The organism is Streptomyces sp. NPDC054841, from assembly GCF_053611045.1.
Map to the genome: position 1 here is coordinate 1 of NZ_JBSGZO010000222.1, position 13,834 is coordinate 13,834.

Consider the following 13,834-nt stretch of genomic DNA (forward strand, 5'->3'; position numbering starts at 1 on the left):
GAGCGGAGGCGCCCGCCGGCCGGCGACGGGAGGCACCCACCGGCCGTGCGAGCGCTTCGGCGACCGGCTCGGCCGACGGCCCCGTGCCCCTCAGGAGCACGCCGGCGCCCGCGGCCGACGCCCCCGCGCGGCCCGGGGACGCGCCTGCCTGGCCCTCGGGTCCCGGCCCCGCCGCCACCTCCGGGAGCACACCGTCCGGGCAGACGCTGAACGGCCTGCCCCGCCGCGTCCGCCAGGCCAGCCTCGCCCCGCAGCTGCGCGACACATCGGGCGGACGCACCAGCGGCACGCCCGCAGCGGCCGGCGCCGAGGCACAGGACATCGAACGTGACGCGGATGAAGTACGCGTCCGCATGGCCTCGCTGCAACGCGGCTGGCAGCGCGGGCGTCGGCAGAACGCCGAGGACGCCACCGGCCCCGGCGAGACAGCACCAGGAACGACACCGGAGGGGAACGGTCGATGACCGCACCGAACGCCGCAGCACCCGACACGACCAAGAGCGGCGAGCTCAACTGGCTCCTCGACGAGCTGGTCCAGCGGGTCGGCTCCATCCGCAAGGCCCTCGTGCTCTCCGGCGACGGCCTCGCGACGGGTAAGTCCATGGACCTCACCCAGGAGGACGGTGAGCACCTGGCCGCCGTCGCCTCCGGCTTCCACAGCCTCGCCAAGGGCGTCGGCCGCCACTTCGACGCGGGACGGGTACGGCAGACCGTCGTCGAGCTCGACGACGCCTTCCTTTTCGTCACCGCGGCGGGCGACGGCAGCTGTCTCGCCGTGCTGTCCGACGCCGACTCCGACGTCGGCCAGGTCGCGTACGAGATGACGCTGATGGTCAAGCGCGTCGGCGTCCACCTCGCGACGGCACCACGGACCGGACTGGCCGCCGGAGGGTGAGTGGACCGGCATGACTGAAGTCAGACAGCAGGTCCAGCAGCCGCACCACTGGTTCGACGACGACGCGGGACCGGTGGTCCGTCCGTACGCGATGACACGCGGCCGTACGAGCAGTACGACCCGGCAGCAGCTCGATCTCATCGCGCTCGTCGTGCCGGAGCCGGCCGCCGACGACCCCGGCCGCGACCAGACGCTCTCGCCCGAACATGTCGAGATCGTCGAACGCTGCGCCAGCATCCCCCAGTCGATCGCCGAGCTCGCAGCGGGCCTGGACCTCCCCGTCGGGGTGGTCCGGGTCCTCGTGGGCGATCTCGTCGAGGACGCACTGGTCCACGTAACCCGTCCCGTTCCGCCGGCCGAGCTGCCGGACGTGAGCATTCTCCGCGAGGTGATCAATGGTCTTCGGGCGCTCTAGCCGCAAGGAGCCGCCGGTGGAGCCGGTGACACTGAAGCTCCTGGTCGCGGGTGGCTTCGGGGTCGGAAAGACGACGCTGGTGGGCACGGTCAGCGAGATCAAGCCGCTGCGGACCGAGGAGACCCTGAGCGAGGCCGGCCGGCCCGTGGACGATCTCGACGGCGTCGAGTCCAAGAGCACCACCACCGTCGCCATGGACTTCGGCCGGATCACCCTCCGCGAGGACCTGGTGCTCTACCTCTTCGGCACACCGGGGCAGGACCGTTTCTGGTTCCTCTGGGACGAGCTGGCCCAGGGCGCGCTCGGCGCGGTCGTCCTCGCCGACACCCGCCGCCTGGAGGACTCCTTCGCGGCCATCGACTACTTCGAACGCCGGGGGATCCCGTTCACCGTCGGTGTCAACTGCTTCGAGGGCGCGGACCGCTTCCCGTCCGACTCCGTGCGGGCCGCACTCGACCTCGACCCCGAGGTGCCGCTGATGATGTGCGACGCCCGCGACCGTGAGTCGGTCAAGTCGGTACTGGTCGCGGTCGTGGAACACGCGCTGGTGCGCTCCACCCGGGAGCGCGAGCCCGCGACCACCTGAGGTGACACGGCCCGTACCCCCACCGAGGTAACACGGCCCGTACCCCCACCGACAGGGGTACGGGCCGTGGCTCGTACGGGACAGCAGGCCTACGCGCCGTCCTCCTTGTGCCAGCCGAAACTGCGCTCCACCGCCCTGCGCCAGTTGTCGTACTCCCGCTCGCGGGTCTCCGCGGCCATCCGGGGCGACCACTCGACATCGCGCCGCCAGTGCGCCTTCAGCTCGTCCAGACCGCCCCAGACGCCGGTCGCGAGACCGGCCGCGTACGCCGCGCCCAGACAGGTCGTCTCGGACACCCTGGGCCGGATCACCGGTACGCCCAGCACATCCGCCTGATGCTGCATCAGCAGTTGGTTCGCGGTCATTCCGCCGTCGACCTTCAGCGTGGTGATCGGCACTCCCGAGTCCTGGTACATCGCGTCGACGACCTCACGCGTCTGCCAGCTCGTGGCCTCCAGCACCGCCCGCGCCAGGTGTGCCTTTGTGACGTACCTGGTCAGACCCGTGATGACACCACGGGCGTCGGACCGCCAGTACGGCGCGTACAGACCGGAGAAGGCAGGCACGATGTACGCCCCGCCGTTGTCGTCGACGCTCGCCGCCAGGGTCTCGATCTCGTCGGCGCTGCGGATGATCCCGAGCTGGTCCCGGAACCACTGCACCAGGGCGCCGGTGATCGCGATCGACCCCTCCAGGCAGTAGACAGGGGCGGCGTCACCGATCTTGTAGCCGAGGGTCGTGATCAGCCCGCTCTTCGACGGAACCGGCCGGTTTCCCGTGTTGAGCAGGAGGAAACTTCCCGTCCCGTACGTGTTCTTCGCCGTGCCCGTGTCGTAGCAGGCCTGGCCGAACACGGCCGCCTGCTGGTCACCGAGGGCGGAGGCGACCGGCACGCCCTGGAGCTGGCCGACGGCCGTCCCGTACACCTCGGCCGAGGACCTGATCTCCGGAAGGACCGCTTCCGGCACATTCATCGCCGCGAGGATCGAGGAGTCCCACTGGAGGGTCTCCAGATTCATCAGCATCGTGCGGGAGGCGTTGGTGACGTCCGTGACATGGACCCCGCCGTCCGTGCCGCCCGTCAGGTTCCAGATCAGCCAGGAGTCGATGGTGCCGAACGCGATCTGGCCACGCTCGGCCCGGCCGCGCAGCCCCGGCACATTGTCCAGCAGCCAGGCCGCCTTGGGCCCGGAGAAGTAGCTGGCGAGCGGCAGACCGGTCGCCTCACGGAAACGGTCCTGCCCGTCCGGGCCACCGAGTTCGGTGCAGAGAGCAGAGGTACGGGTGTCCTGCCAGACGATCGCGTTGTGCACGGGCTTGCCGGTCGCCCGGTCCCACAGGACCGTCGTCTCGCGCTGGTTGGTGATGCCCAGCGCGCTCAGCTGTCCGGCGCGCAGCCCTGCCTTGGCGAGCGCCCCCGCCACCACCGCCTGGACCTTGGACCAGATCTCGGTGGCGTCGTGCTCCACCCAGCCGGGCTTGGGGAAGATCTGACGGTGTTCCCGCTGGTCGACGGCGACGATCGCGCCGTCCTGGTCGAAGATGATGCAGCGGCTGGACGTGGTGCCCTGGTCGATGGCGGCGACGTACTTCTGGGAGGTGTCCGTCATGACGTCCCCTTGTGGGTCTGGGGGCCGAGCCCCCGGTTGGATGGTCAGAACGCTGCGTTGAAGATCAGACCCGCGAGGAGACCGCCGAGGAGCGGGCCGGCCACCGGGATCCAGGCGTAGCCCCAGTCGGACGTCCCCTTGTTGGGGATGGGCAGCAGCGCGTGGGTGATCCGCGGCCCCAGGTCGCGCGCCGGATTGATGGCGTAGCCGGTGGGCCCGCCGAGCGACAGACCGATGCCGACGACGAGCAGCGACACCAGCAGGATCGAGATTCCGGAGCCGTAGATTCCGGCCGGCTGGCCGGGAATCTGGCCGATGCCGATACCGGCGTTCCGCCCGAGGGCCAGGATCGGCAGGACCAGCCCGACCGTCGCGATGGTCTCGGTGACGAGGTTGGCGACGGGATTGCGGATCTCCGGAGCGGTCGAGAAGATCCCGAGCGTCGGCTGGGCGTTCTTGATATCGGCGTTCCCCTGGAACTGCGCGTAGTAGACCAGCCAGGCCAGTACGGCACCGATGATCGCGCCGGTCATCTGCGCCAGGATGTAAAGCGGCACCTTGCTCCACTCGCCGGTGTCGACCGCGACGCCCACCGTCACGGCCGGGTTGAGATGGCCACCGGACAGCGGCGCCGCGGTGTACGCGCCGGCCAGCACGCCGAACCCCCAGCCGAAGGTGATGACGATCCAGCCGGAGGCTCTCGCCTTGGAATGGTGCAGGGTGACCGCGGCGCACACGCCCGCGCCGAAGAGGATCAGTATCGCGGTGCCGATGACCTCACCGAGGAAGATGTCTGCGTTGCTCATTGCGGCTCCAGGGCTGGGTGTGTTTCCCATGGCAACGGAGCCGAAGGCGGGGGAGTACAGGGGGTGTCCCATGCCCCGCCCGGCGTCCGTGACGAGCGTGGTGAGCGTGTCGAACTGCGGCGGTAGCGGGACCGGCGCCGACGAAGAGGCAGTTTTCCCCCGGTGTTACTGCACCGTCAAGGTCGCCGACAGCAACCGCAGTTCACAGCATGTGCTCGACTCGTCCGCAGGGAGGGCCGACCCGGGCCCAGCGGCTTCAGCGGACCGCGACGACCGCCGAGCCATGGCCGAACAGACCCTGGTTCGCGGTGATTCCGGCGCGTGCCCCCGCCACCTGGCGCCCGCCCGCGGTGCCGCGCAGCTGCCAGGTCAGCTCACACACCTGGGCGATGGCCTGCGCGGGGACCGCCTCGCCGTACGACGCGAGCCCGCCGCTCGCATTGACCGGTACCCGACCGCCGAGCGCCGTCGCCCCGTCCCGCACCAGTTTCGCGCCCTCCCCTGCGCCGCACAGGCCGATGTCCTCGTACCACTCCAGCTCCAGCGCCGTGGACAGGTCGTACACCTCGGCGAGCGACAGGTCCTCCGGGCCGAGCCCGGCCTCCTCGTACGCGGCCCGCGCGATGGACGCCCGGAAGCCCAGTGGGGACGGCTGCACGGCGGCAGCCGAGTCCGTGGCGATGTCCGGGAGATCGAGGACGGTCCTCGGGTAGGTCGGGGTGACGGTCGATACGGCACGGATGCGGACCGGGTCGGCCACGCCGTTCCGGCGCGCGTACTCCACGCTCGACAGGACGAGCGCCGCCCCGCCGTCCGAGGTGGCGCAGATGTCGAGCAGCCGCAGCGGGTCGGCGACGACGGCCGACGCGGCGACCTGTTCGGCGGTCACGGTCCTGCGGTAGCGGGCATACGGATTGAGCGCGCCGGCCGCCGCGTTCTTCACCTTGACCTGCGCGAAGTCCTCCAGGGTGTCGCCGTACAGCGCCATGCGGCGGCGCGCGTACAGGGCGAAGTACGCCGGGTTCGTGGCACCCAGCACGCGGAAGCGCAGCCAGTCGGGATCGTCCGGCCGGTCGCCGCCCGCGGGGGCGAAGAACCCCTTGGGCGCGGAGTCGGCGCCGACGACCAGCACCACATCGGCCATGCCCGCCAGGATCTGCGTCCTGGCGGTGTTGACGGCCTGCGCCCCGGACGCGCACGCGGCGTACACGCTGGCGACGCGCGCGCCCTGCCAGCCCAGCGCCTGCGCGAAAGTGGCGCCCGCGACATAGCCGGGGTAGCCGCAGCGGACCGTGTCCGCGCCCACCACCGACTGCACGTCCTCCCAGCGGACTCCGGCGTCGGCGAGCGCCGCCCGAGCCGCGGCGGTCCCGTACTCGACGAAACTCCGTCCCCATTTGCCCCACGGGTGCATGCCCGCGCCGAGCACGGCGATGTCGCTCATGGTGTCCGTCCGTTCGCTTCTCCGGCCACGCGGCGCAGCGGTGCGGCCATCGATGTCTTCTGCGGCCCGGTGGCCGCGTGCCCGTCGCTCACTGTGTCCGCCCGTTCGCTTCTCCGGCCACGCGGCGCAGCGGTGCGGCCATCGATGTCTTCTGCGGTCCGGCGGCCGCGTGCCCGTCGCTCACTGTGTCCGCCCGTTCGCTTCTCCGGCCACGCGGCGCAGAGGTGCGGCCATCGATGTCTTCTGCGGTCCGGCGGCCGCGTGCCCGTCGCTCACCGGTCCACCTCCACCGGACGCCAGTGCCAGGTCGTCCAGGCCGTCTCCGCCTCCTCGTTGAGAATCCCGGGCACCACCTCGACCTCCATGCCGATGCTCAGGTCCGCGACGGTCACGCCGGGTGCCGCCTGCCCGAGGACCACCATGCGCTCGGCAGCGAGCTCGACGGCGACGAGCGTGTACGGCTCCCACTCGGCGTCCGGGTCGCTGACGTACGGCGCCGGCGGCCGGTAGCGGCCGTCCGTGTACGACCACACGCGGCCGCGCTTCGACAGGGGAACCTCCGCCAGCTCGCCGCCGGCGCAGCCGGGGTTGCGGCAGTGCACGTCCTCACGCGGGAAGAAGACCGCGGAACAGGCGGTACAGCGGGTGCCCAGCAGCCGGAACTCCCGCTGGTCGTCGCCTTCGGTGAACCATCCGTCCACCACAGGTGTGCGCGTGCGCGCCACGGTCCCTCCCCGGAAGCCCGCCAGTAACTGACGGATCGTCAGAACGGCTGTAGTGTGCCACGACTCGGCGCGCACGACGAGCCCCTGTGCGGCCGCCGCCGGTCGACCGAGTTTCCGGCCGGGCGGACCTTTTCTCCGGATCTGCCGAAAGTGAGAACCGGATAAGCCCCAACGGCGTCCGGTACGAATGAACGGGTGGCCGGAACCCACGGGGGTGGTCCCGGCCACCCGTACCTGATAGACGGTGCGCATGAGAGGACTCGCTTCCGCAATCCGCGCCCGCGCTCTGACCCTCATCACCGCGGCGCTGCTCTCCGCCACCGCCGCCACCGCCGCCACCGCCGTCTCCCCGGCCGCTGCCCGCTCGGCCCCCGAGCCGAAAGCCCCCGACGAATTCGTCGCGCTGCGCTCCGCGGACCCGACGATCATCCAGGAAATGCGCTACACCACCGCGCACAACTTCGTGGGCGAACCGATCGACGGCTACCAGCAGCCGGTCTGTATCCTCACCCGCCCGGCCGCCCAGGCACTCCACCTGGCCCAGCGGAAACTGCTGCGCCAGGGCTACTCGCTCAAGGTCTACGACTGCTACCGGCCGCAGCGCGCCGTCGACCACTTCGTGCGCTGGGCCAAGGACCTGGACGACGAGCGCATGAAAGGGGAGTTCTATCCGCAGGTCGAGAAGGACCGGCTCTTCGCGGACGGCTATATCGCGGAGAAATCCGGCCACAGCCGTGGCAGCACCGTCGACCTGACCCTCGTCGAGCTCCCGGCCGCAAAGACCCGTCCGTACGTGCCCGGCGAGCGGCTCATCCCCTGCTACGCACCGCAGTCCGAGCGCTTCCCCGACAACTCCGCCGACATGGGCACGGGGTTCGACTGCTTCGACACCCTGTCGCACACCGACGACCCGCGTATCCAGGGCAGGCAACGTGCCGCCCGCCAACTCCTCAAGAACGCACTCGGCGACGTCGGCTTCGTCAATCTGCCCGAGGAGTGGTGGCACTTCACCCACAAGCCGGAACTGTTCCCCGACACCTACTTCGACTTCCCCGTATCGCGGAGGTCGCTGACCTGACACCGCCTCCCACCGAATTCACACCGACCTGACGCCGATCTGGCACCGGCCGCCGACCTGGGTCCGGCGTCGCGTACAGTCCGCGTGTGACCGAGCCCAGTGAACCCACCGCCCACCCCGGGAAGCACATCAAGGACTCCCACTGCTCCAGCTGCGGGGCCCGCTACCCGATCGCCGCAGGCTGGCCCCGCACCTGTGCCGCCTGCGGCGACACGGCCTACCGCAATCCGCTGCCCGTCGCCGTCGCCCTGCTCCCCGTCACCGGCGGGCACGGGACCGGACTCGTCGTCATCACCCGCACCATCGAACCGCAGCGCGGCGGGACCGCGCTGCCCGGCGGGTTCATCGACCAGTCCGAGGACTGGCAGCACGCGGTCGTACGGGAACTCCACGAGGAAACCGGCATCGAGGCCGCCCGCGAGGACGTCACGCTCGCCGACGCGCTCAGCTCGCCCGGCGGTCACCTGCTCCTCTTCGGCCTGCTCCCGGAGCGCGCCGCGACCGCCCTGCCGCCGTCCGCCCCGACAGAGGAGACCGAGGGCTGGCACGTCCTGTACGAGCCCGCCGAGCTGGCGTTCCCGCTGCACACCACGGCCGTACGGAACTGGTTCGCGGGCCGCTACCGGTAGAGCCTGCCCGGTGGATCAGGCCCTATCGGGTGCCACCACCCCGTACCCGTACCGGACGCCCCGCTGCCACCGCCCCGTCGGCCGCGACCCGCTCCACCACCACCCGGCCGTCCACCAGTCGCGACGTGTACCGCTCCACCTCCGGGCGCGCCGATACGTCACCGGAGTCCTCGACCACCAGACCGCTCCCGGTACGCCCCGCCGCAGGCGCCCACACCTCCAGCTCGGTCCCGCCGTCCTCACCGCGCACGGGAATCACCGCACCGGCCCGCGCCAGTACCGGAATCCGTGACATGGGCGCGTCCAGCAGCACCTGGCCCGGCCCCTCGTACCCCTCCCCGGACACCGTGTCGTACCACCGCCCGCGCGGCAGCCGCACCGCCCGCCGGTCCGTTCCCCGCTCCAGCACCGGCGCCACCAGCAGCGCATCACCCAGCAGAAAGGCGTCCTCGCAGTCGCGCAGCGCCCGGTCGCCCGGCGCACCCCACCACACGGGCCGCACATACGGCGCGCCGGTGAGCCGGGCCAGCTGCGCCAGCGTCACGAAGTACGGGCGCAGCCGCTCCCGTTCGAGCAGCGCCGCCTTCGCGTGACCGAGGGCCTGCGGACCGAACTCCCACGGCTCTCTGCGTCCCGCGTCGATCGCCGCATGCGTACGGAACAACGGCAGATACGCGCCGAGCTGGAACCAGCGCAGAAACAGCTCGGGCGACGGACTGCCGTCGAAACCGCCCACATCCGGGCCCGAGTACGGCACTCCGCACAGACCGAGACCCAGCACGAGCGAGAGCGACGCCCGCAGCCCCGGCCAGCCCGTCGACACATCGCCGGACCAGGTCCCTCCGTACCGCTGCATCCCCGCCCACCCGGACCGCGAGAACAGGAAGGGACGCTCGTCGGGCCGTAGCCGGCACAGCCCCTCGTAACCGGCCCGCGCCATCGCCAGCGCATAGACGTTGTGGGCCTCGCGGTGGTCACCGCCCCGCCCCTCCAGTTCGTGCCGGGCCGAACGCGGCAGCGTCCTATCGCCGAACGGCGCGAACGACACCGGCTCGTTCATGTCGTGCCACACCCCGGAGAAGCCCTGCGCGAGCCGCTCCTCGTACAGGCCGCCCCACCACTCACGCACCCGCGGATCGGTGAAGTCCGGATACACGCACTCACCCGGCCACACCACCCCACGCACCTCGCGTCCGCGCGGGTCCCGGACGAACGCCCCGGCCGCCGCACCGCTGTCGTACACCGCGTTCCCGGGCTCCGCCTTCACCGCGGGATCGACGATCGACACCAGCCGCACCCCGTCCGCACGCAGCTCCTCCGCCAGCCCCGGCAGATCCGGGAAGCGCTCACGGTCGACGGTGAAGACCCGGTACCCGTCGTAGTGGTCGATGTCGAGATGCAGCGCCGACAGCGGAAGTCCCCTCTCCCGGTAGCCCGCCACCACCCGCCGCACCTCCCGCTCGCTGCCGAAACCCCAGCGCGCGTGCTGCGGGCCCAGCGCCCACGCCGGGGGCAGCGCGGGCGCGCCCGTGAGCGCCGTCCAGCCGCGCAGGACGCGCGCCGGAGTACCCACGACGACCCAGCAGCGCAGCGGCCCGCCGCCCATCCGCACCTCGCTGGTGCCCGGCCGGTCATGCCCGGAACCCGCGCCCTCCTCGCCCTCGCGCAGAGTGACCTGCCCCTCCCACGAGCTGTCGAGGAACGCGAGATGCGTACCGGCGTCCGCGACCACCAGCTGCACCGGCATCGTGATGTACAGCGGATCGTCGCCCGGACCGAAGCTGCCGCGCGGATCGGTGTTCCACAGCCGATACGTACCGTCCCGCAGCCGCGGCCCCGACGACCGGCCGCCGAGCCCGAAGAACCGCGCGTCGGCAGCGACTTCGGTGCGCTGCAGCCAGCGCGCGGGCCCGCCGCCCGCCGGCTCCCACCAGCGCGGCGGCAGATCCCGGCGCAGGACGACCCCGCCGGGTGTCCGGATCTCGACCGCGCCGTACCGCGACACCGCGACCGTGACCCGTTCCGACACGATCCGCCAGCCGCTGTCCTTGTCCGGCTCCAGCTCGGCGCGCGGATCGGGCTCGGGCGGCGCCCCGGCCAGCGCGTACGACGGCTCGGGTTCGGCACCGTCCCAGCCCCAGAAGACGGTGCCGGCGGCCGTGACCCGCACCCGCAGTTCAGAACGGGCGAACCGGACGATCCCGCCGCCCGGCAGTGGCTCCGCCCCGGTCACCGAGCCCGGCACCCGTGCACGCTCCGATCCCCGCGGCTGCAGCCCCCATGCGTCCGTACGCCGCCGGCGCCACGCCGACCGCGCCGCGCGCAGCCCCTGCACCGTCCCGAAGACCCTCACCGAACGCACCAGCTCACGACCGTCCATGCTGCTCACCCTGCCATCCGGCATGGTCTTGGCGGGGTCCGTTCAACTCCCGTTCACCCGTGGTGGGAGCACACAATCAGCCACCCCACCATGGGTGGCGAACCCTGGTGCGGAAGACGATCACATGGCATCGTCCCTGTCAGCCGCGCAAAAGGCACACCCATGCCCCTGCGCGGGACCCACGCACGTAGACCACGTGCCGACCACGCGCAGAGCCACACAGTTGCCCGGGAGCCGCCCCATGACCTCAGCAGCGAACCCTGCCCCCCTCTGGCAGCCGGATGCCGACCGCATCGACGCCGCCCGGATCACCCGCTTCCAGGCCTGGGCGGCGGAGCGGTACGGTGCCCCGGCCGAGGGCGGCTACCCGGCACTGCACCGCTGGTCGGTCGACGAGCTGGAGACCTTCTGGCGGGCGATCGCCGACTGGTTCGACGTGCGGTTCTCCTCACCTTACGAGCGCGTCCTGGGCGAGCGCACCATGCCCGGCGCCCAGTGGTTCCCCGGCGCCACCCTCAACTACGCCGAGCACGCCCTGCGCACCGCAGAGGACCCCGCGCGCGCCCATGAGCCTGCCCTCATCCATGTGGACGAGACACAGGACCTCACGCCCCTCAGCTGGGCCGAGCTGCGCCGCCAGGTCGGGTCGCTCGCGGCGGAACTGCGCGCCCTCGGCGTACGCCCCGGCGACCGCGTCAGTGGCTACCTGCCCAACATCCCCCAGGCCGTGACCGCCCTGCTCGCCACCGCCGCCGTCGGCGCCGTCTGGACCTCCTGCGCCCCCGACTTCGGCGCCCGCAGCGTCCTCGACCGGTTCCAGCAGGTCGAACCCGTCGTCCTGTTCACCGTCGACGGCTACCGCTACGGCGGCAAGGAACACGACCGCCGCGACGTGGTCGCCGAACTCCGTGGCGAACTGCCCACCCTGCGCGCCGTCGTCCACATCCCCCTGCTCGGCACACCCGCCCCCGAGGGCGCCCTCTCCTGGTCCGACCTCACCTCGTCCGACACGGAGCCCGTCTTCGAGCAGGTCCCCTTCGACCACCCGCTCTGGGTCCTCTACTCCTCCGGCACCACCGGCCTCCCCAAGGCCATCGTCCAGTCCCAGGGCGGCATCCTCCTCGAACACTTCAAGCAGCTCGGACTGCACTGCGACCTCGGCCCCGGCGACCGCTTCTTCTGGTACACCTCCACCGGCTGGATGATGTGGAACTTCCTCGTCTCCGGCCTGCTCACCGGCACCACGGTCGTCCTGTACGACGGCAGCCCCGGCTTCCCGGAGACCGGCGCCCAGTGGGCCATCGCCGAACGCACCGGCGCCACCCTCTTCGGCACCTCCGCCGCGTACGTCATGGCCTGCCGCAAGGCCGAGGTGCACCCCGGCCGTGACTACGACCTCTCGCGCATCCAGTGCGTCGCCACCACCGGCTCCCCCCTCCCGCCCGACGGCTTCCGCTGGCTGCACGACGAGGTCCGCGAAGACCTGTGGATCGCCTCCGTCAGCGGCGGCACCGACGTCTGCAGCTGCTTCGCCGGCGCCGTACCCACCCTCCCCGTCCACATCGGCGAACTGCAGGCGGCCTGTCTCGGCACCGACCTCCAGGCCTGGGACCCGCACGGCAAGCCCGTCATCGGCGAGGTCGGTGAACTCGTCGTCACCAACCCCATGCCGTCCATGCCGATCCACTTCTGGAACGACCCCGACGGCAGCCGCTACCGCGACAGCTACTTCGAGATGTTCCCGGGCGTCTGGCGCCACGGCGACTGGATCACCATCACCGGCCACGGCTCCGTCGTCATCCACGGCCGCTCCGACTCCACCCTGAACCGCCAGGGCGTGCGCATGGGCTCCGCCGACATCTACGAAGCCGTCGAACGGCTCCCGGAGATCCGCGAGTCCCTCGTCATCGGCCTCGAAGAACCGGACGGCGGCTACTGGATGCCGCTCTTCGTCCACCTCGCGCCCGGGGCCGCCCTCGACGACGTCCTGCGCGCCCGCATCAAGCAGACCATCCGCGAACAGCTCTCACCACGCCATGTCCCGGACGACATCATCGAGGTCCCGGGCATCCCGCACACCCTCACCGGCAAGCGGATCGAGGTCCCGGTCAAGCGCCTCCTCCAGGGCACGGCACTGGCGAAGGCGGTCAACCCGGGCTCGGTCGACAACCTCGACCTGCTGCGCTTCTACGAAGAGCTGGCGCGCAAGCGCGCCTGATCCCCGGGTCACGAGGTCACGTTGTCAGTGCTCACGGTTACGGTGAGTGAGCACTGATCAACAGGGCTCACGGGGACCCAGGGGGATTCATGACGCACACCGACGACCACACGCACACCGACGACCACACGCACACCGACGACCACACGCACACCAGCGACCAGGCACGCACCAGCGATCAGGCGCGCACCAAGAACCAGACGCGTGCCAAGAACCGGCAGCGGTCCGTGCGGCGAGCACTGCGCCGCGACGTACCGGCCACCGTCGGCCTGCTGGTCGACGAGCAGGACTTCGCGGCCATGTGCCGGTACCGGACCTTCACGTTCGACGACCATCCCGGCTATCTCCACCAGGTCGAGGGCCTGCTCAGATCACTGTCCGCACAGGGCGGGCACACCACCGTGGCCCTGTTCGACCCGGAGGACTACGCCCGCTTCTGCACCGAGACCGGACTGGACCCGGACACCTCGACGAGCCGTAGCCGCTACACCGCGGAGATCGCGGCCGTCGGCGCCACCGTCGCCTACACGGGCCAGCCGATCGACGATCTGGTCCCCCTGCTCATCAACCGCTCGGTCCGCCAGGCCACATGGGAGTACGCGACATCACTGCTGAGCGACTTCGGCACGTGCGCGGACTGCGGCGAGGACCTCGGACGCTCGGCATTCGACCGCGCGTCACAGCTGCTGCTACGACTCCTCGACACCGCCGGCCCCGGCACGCACCACCTCGTCTGCAGCGTCCCCACCGGGGACGAGCAGCTGCTGACAGTCCTCCACGCGACGCGCACCGCCGCCTCACCGGCCGTGCTCGACTCGTCCGAGGGCGCGGAGTTCGCCACCGTCCTCGCCGTCGGCATCGCCCTCGAAAGCCCCGGGGGAGTAGTGCTCCGCACCTCCGCACCCGACGCACCCGACCGGCTCCACGGCTGGCGCCTCCACCACGGCCGCCTCGTCCCGCTCACCGAGGCCGAGGTCTTCAGCGCCTACTGCACGGACGCGGACACCGGAGAGCCGCTCTCCCCCGAGCCGGGTGTCGAGTACTGCGC

General features: G+C 71.4%; 12 protein-coding genes and 1 pseudogene. 8 read left to right on the forward strand and 5 right to left on the reverse strand.

Features of this window, described 5'->3' with window-relative positions; translation table 11 throughout:
- The 4 genes and pseudogenes from ACWGI8_RS26055 to ACWGI8_RS26070 all read left to right on the forward strand — a co-directional run.
- Nucleotides 1–464, forward strand: a pseudogene (locus ACWGI8_RS26055) (histidine kinase); the annotation flags it as partial.
- Complete coding sequence (locus tag ACWGI8_RS26060; protein WP_453664445.1) at nucleotides 461–895, forward strand: roadblock/LC7 domain-containing protein; 435 nt, start codon at nucleotides 461–463, stop codon at nucleotides 893–895. The pseudogene ACWGI8_RS26055 and the gene ACWGI8_RS26060, both read left to right, overlap by 4 nt.
- Before the next feature lie 10 nt (nucleotides 896–905).
- The gene (locus ACWGI8_RS26065; RefSeq protein WP_453664446.1) at nucleotides 906–1,310 is read left to right on the forward strand and encodes a DUF742 domain-containing protein; all 405 of its coding nucleotides are present in this window, start codon (nucleotides 906–908) and stop codon (nucleotides 1,308–1,310) included.
- Complete coding sequence (locus ACWGI8_RS26070) at nucleotides 1,291–1,896, forward strand: GTP-binding protein (protein ID WP_453664448.1); 606 nt, start codon at nucleotides 1,291–1,293, stop codon at nucleotides 1,894–1,896. The genes ACWGI8_RS26065 and ACWGI8_RS26070 overlap by 20 nt, the downstream gene beginning before the upstream one ends.
- Before the next feature lie 89 nt (nucleotides 1,897–1,985).
- Here ACWGI8_RS26070 and glpK read toward each other — a convergent pair whose 3' ends face one another.
- The 4 genes from glpK to ACWGI8_RS26090 form a co-directional block, all read right to left on the reverse strand.
- The gene (gene glpK / locus ACWGI8_RS26075) at nucleotides 1,986–3,506 is read right to left on the reverse strand and encodes a glycerol kinase GlpK (protein WP_453664450.1); all 1,521 of its coding nucleotides are present in this window, start codon (nucleotides 3,504–3,506) and stop codon (nucleotides 1,986–1,988) included.
- 44 nt (nucleotides 3,507–3,550) lie between these two features.
- The gene (locus ACWGI8_RS26080; RefSeq protein ID WP_453664451.1) at nucleotides 3,551–4,312 is read right to left on the reverse strand and encodes an MIP/aquaporin family protein; all 762 of its coding nucleotides are present in this window, start codon (nucleotides 4,310–4,312) and stop codon (nucleotides 3,551–3,553) included.
- 256 nt (nucleotides 4,313–4,568) lie between these two features.
- On the reverse strand, nucleotides 4,569–5,756 hold the full coding sequence (locus ACWGI8_RS26085; RefSeq protein WP_453664452.1) for a lipid-transfer protein: 1,188 nt from the start codon (nucleotides 5,754–5,756) through the stop codon (nucleotides 4,569–4,571).
- A 272-nt stretch (nucleotides 5,757–6,028) separates the two neighbouring features.
- Nucleotides 6,029–6,481, reverse strand: coding sequence for a Zn-ribbon domain-containing OB-fold protein (locus ACWGI8_RS26090; RefSeq protein WP_453664453.1), 453 nt, complete (start codon nucleotides 6,479–6,481; stop codon nucleotides 6,029–6,031).
- Nucleotides 6,482–6,731: 250 nt separating this feature from the next.
- Between ACWGI8_RS26090 and ACWGI8_RS26095 the strand changes: the two genes are divergently transcribed.
- Nucleotides 6,732–7,559, forward strand: a complete 828-nt coding sequence (locus ACWGI8_RS26095) for a M15 family metallopeptidase (RefSeq protein ID WP_453664454.1) — start codon at nucleotides 6,732–6,734, stop codon at nucleotides 7,557–7,559.
- Nucleotides 7,560–7,645: 86 nt separating this feature from the next.
- On the forward strand, nucleotides 7,646–8,188 hold the full coding sequence (locus tag ACWGI8_RS26100) for an NUDIX domain-containing protein (RefSeq protein ID WP_453664455.1): 543 nt from the start codon (nucleotides 7,646–7,648) through the stop codon (nucleotides 8,186–8,188).
- A gap of 22 nt (nucleotides 8,189–8,210) precedes the next feature.
- Here the strand turns inward: ACWGI8_RS26100 and ACWGI8_RS26105 are convergent, their stop codons facing one another.
- Entirely contained in the window at nucleotides 8,211–10,568 is a 2,358-nt protein-coding gene (locus ACWGI8_RS26105) for a glycoside hydrolase family 31 protein (RefSeq protein WP_453664456.1), read from the reverse strand.
- 241 nt (nucleotides 10,569–10,809) lie between these two features.
- Between ACWGI8_RS26105 and ACWGI8_RS26110 the strand changes: the two genes are divergently transcribed.
- Together ACWGI8_RS26110 and ACWGI8_RS26115 are read left to right on the forward strand one after the other, a co-directional pair.
- Nucleotides 10,810–12,786 (forward strand): acetoacetate--CoA ligase, encoded by a 1,977-nt coding sequence (locus ACWGI8_RS26110; RefSeq protein ID WP_453664458.1) that lies wholly within the window; start codon nucleotides 10,810–10,812, stop codon nucleotides 12,784–12,786.
- A gap of 89 nt (nucleotides 12,787–12,875) precedes the next feature.
- Nucleotides 12,876–13,834: hypothetical protein (locus tag ACWGI8_RS26115; RefSeq protein ID WP_453664460.1), on the forward strand; the 959-nt coding region annotated here is incomplete at its 3' end.

Excerpts from the sequence above, each read along its gene's own strand:
- ACWGI8_RS26060 (WP_453664445.1), top strand. The coding sequence starts at position 461 with ATGACCGCACCGAACGCCGCAGCACCCGACACGACCAAGAGCGGCGAG.
- ACWGI8_RS26065 (WP_453664446.1), top strand. The coding sequence starts at position 906 with ATGACTGAAGTCAGACAGCAGGTCCAGCAGCCGCACCACTGGTTCGAC.
- ACWGI8_RS26070 (WP_453664448.1), top strand. The coding sequence starts at position 1,291 with ATGGTCTTCGGGCGCTCTAGCCGCAAGGAGCCGCCGGTGGAGCCGGTG.
- glpK (WP_453664450.1), bottom strand. The coding sequence starts at position 3,506 with ATGACGGACACCTCCCAGAAGTACGTCGCCGCCATCGACCAGGGCACC.
- ACWGI8_RS26080 (WP_453664451.1), bottom strand. The coding sequence starts at position 4,312 with ATGAGCAACGCAGACATCTTCCTCGGTGAGGTCATCGGCACCGCGATA.
- ACWGI8_RS26085 (WP_453664452.1), bottom strand. The coding sequence starts at position 5,756 with ATGAGCGACATCGCCGTGCTCGGCGCGGGCATGCACCCGTGGGGCAAA.
- ACWGI8_RS26095 (WP_453664454.1), top strand. The coding sequence starts at position 6,732 with ATGAGAGGACTCGCTTCCGCAATCCGCGCCCGCGCTCTGACCCTCATC.
- ACWGI8_RS26105 (WP_453664456.1), bottom strand. The coding sequence starts at position 10,568 with ATGGACGGTCGTGAGCTGGTGCGTTCGGTGAGGGTCTTCGGGACGGTG.
- ACWGI8_RS26110 (WP_453664458.1), top strand. The coding sequence starts at position 10,810 with ATGACCTCAGCAGCGAACCCTGCCCCCCTCTGGCAGCCGGATGCCGAC.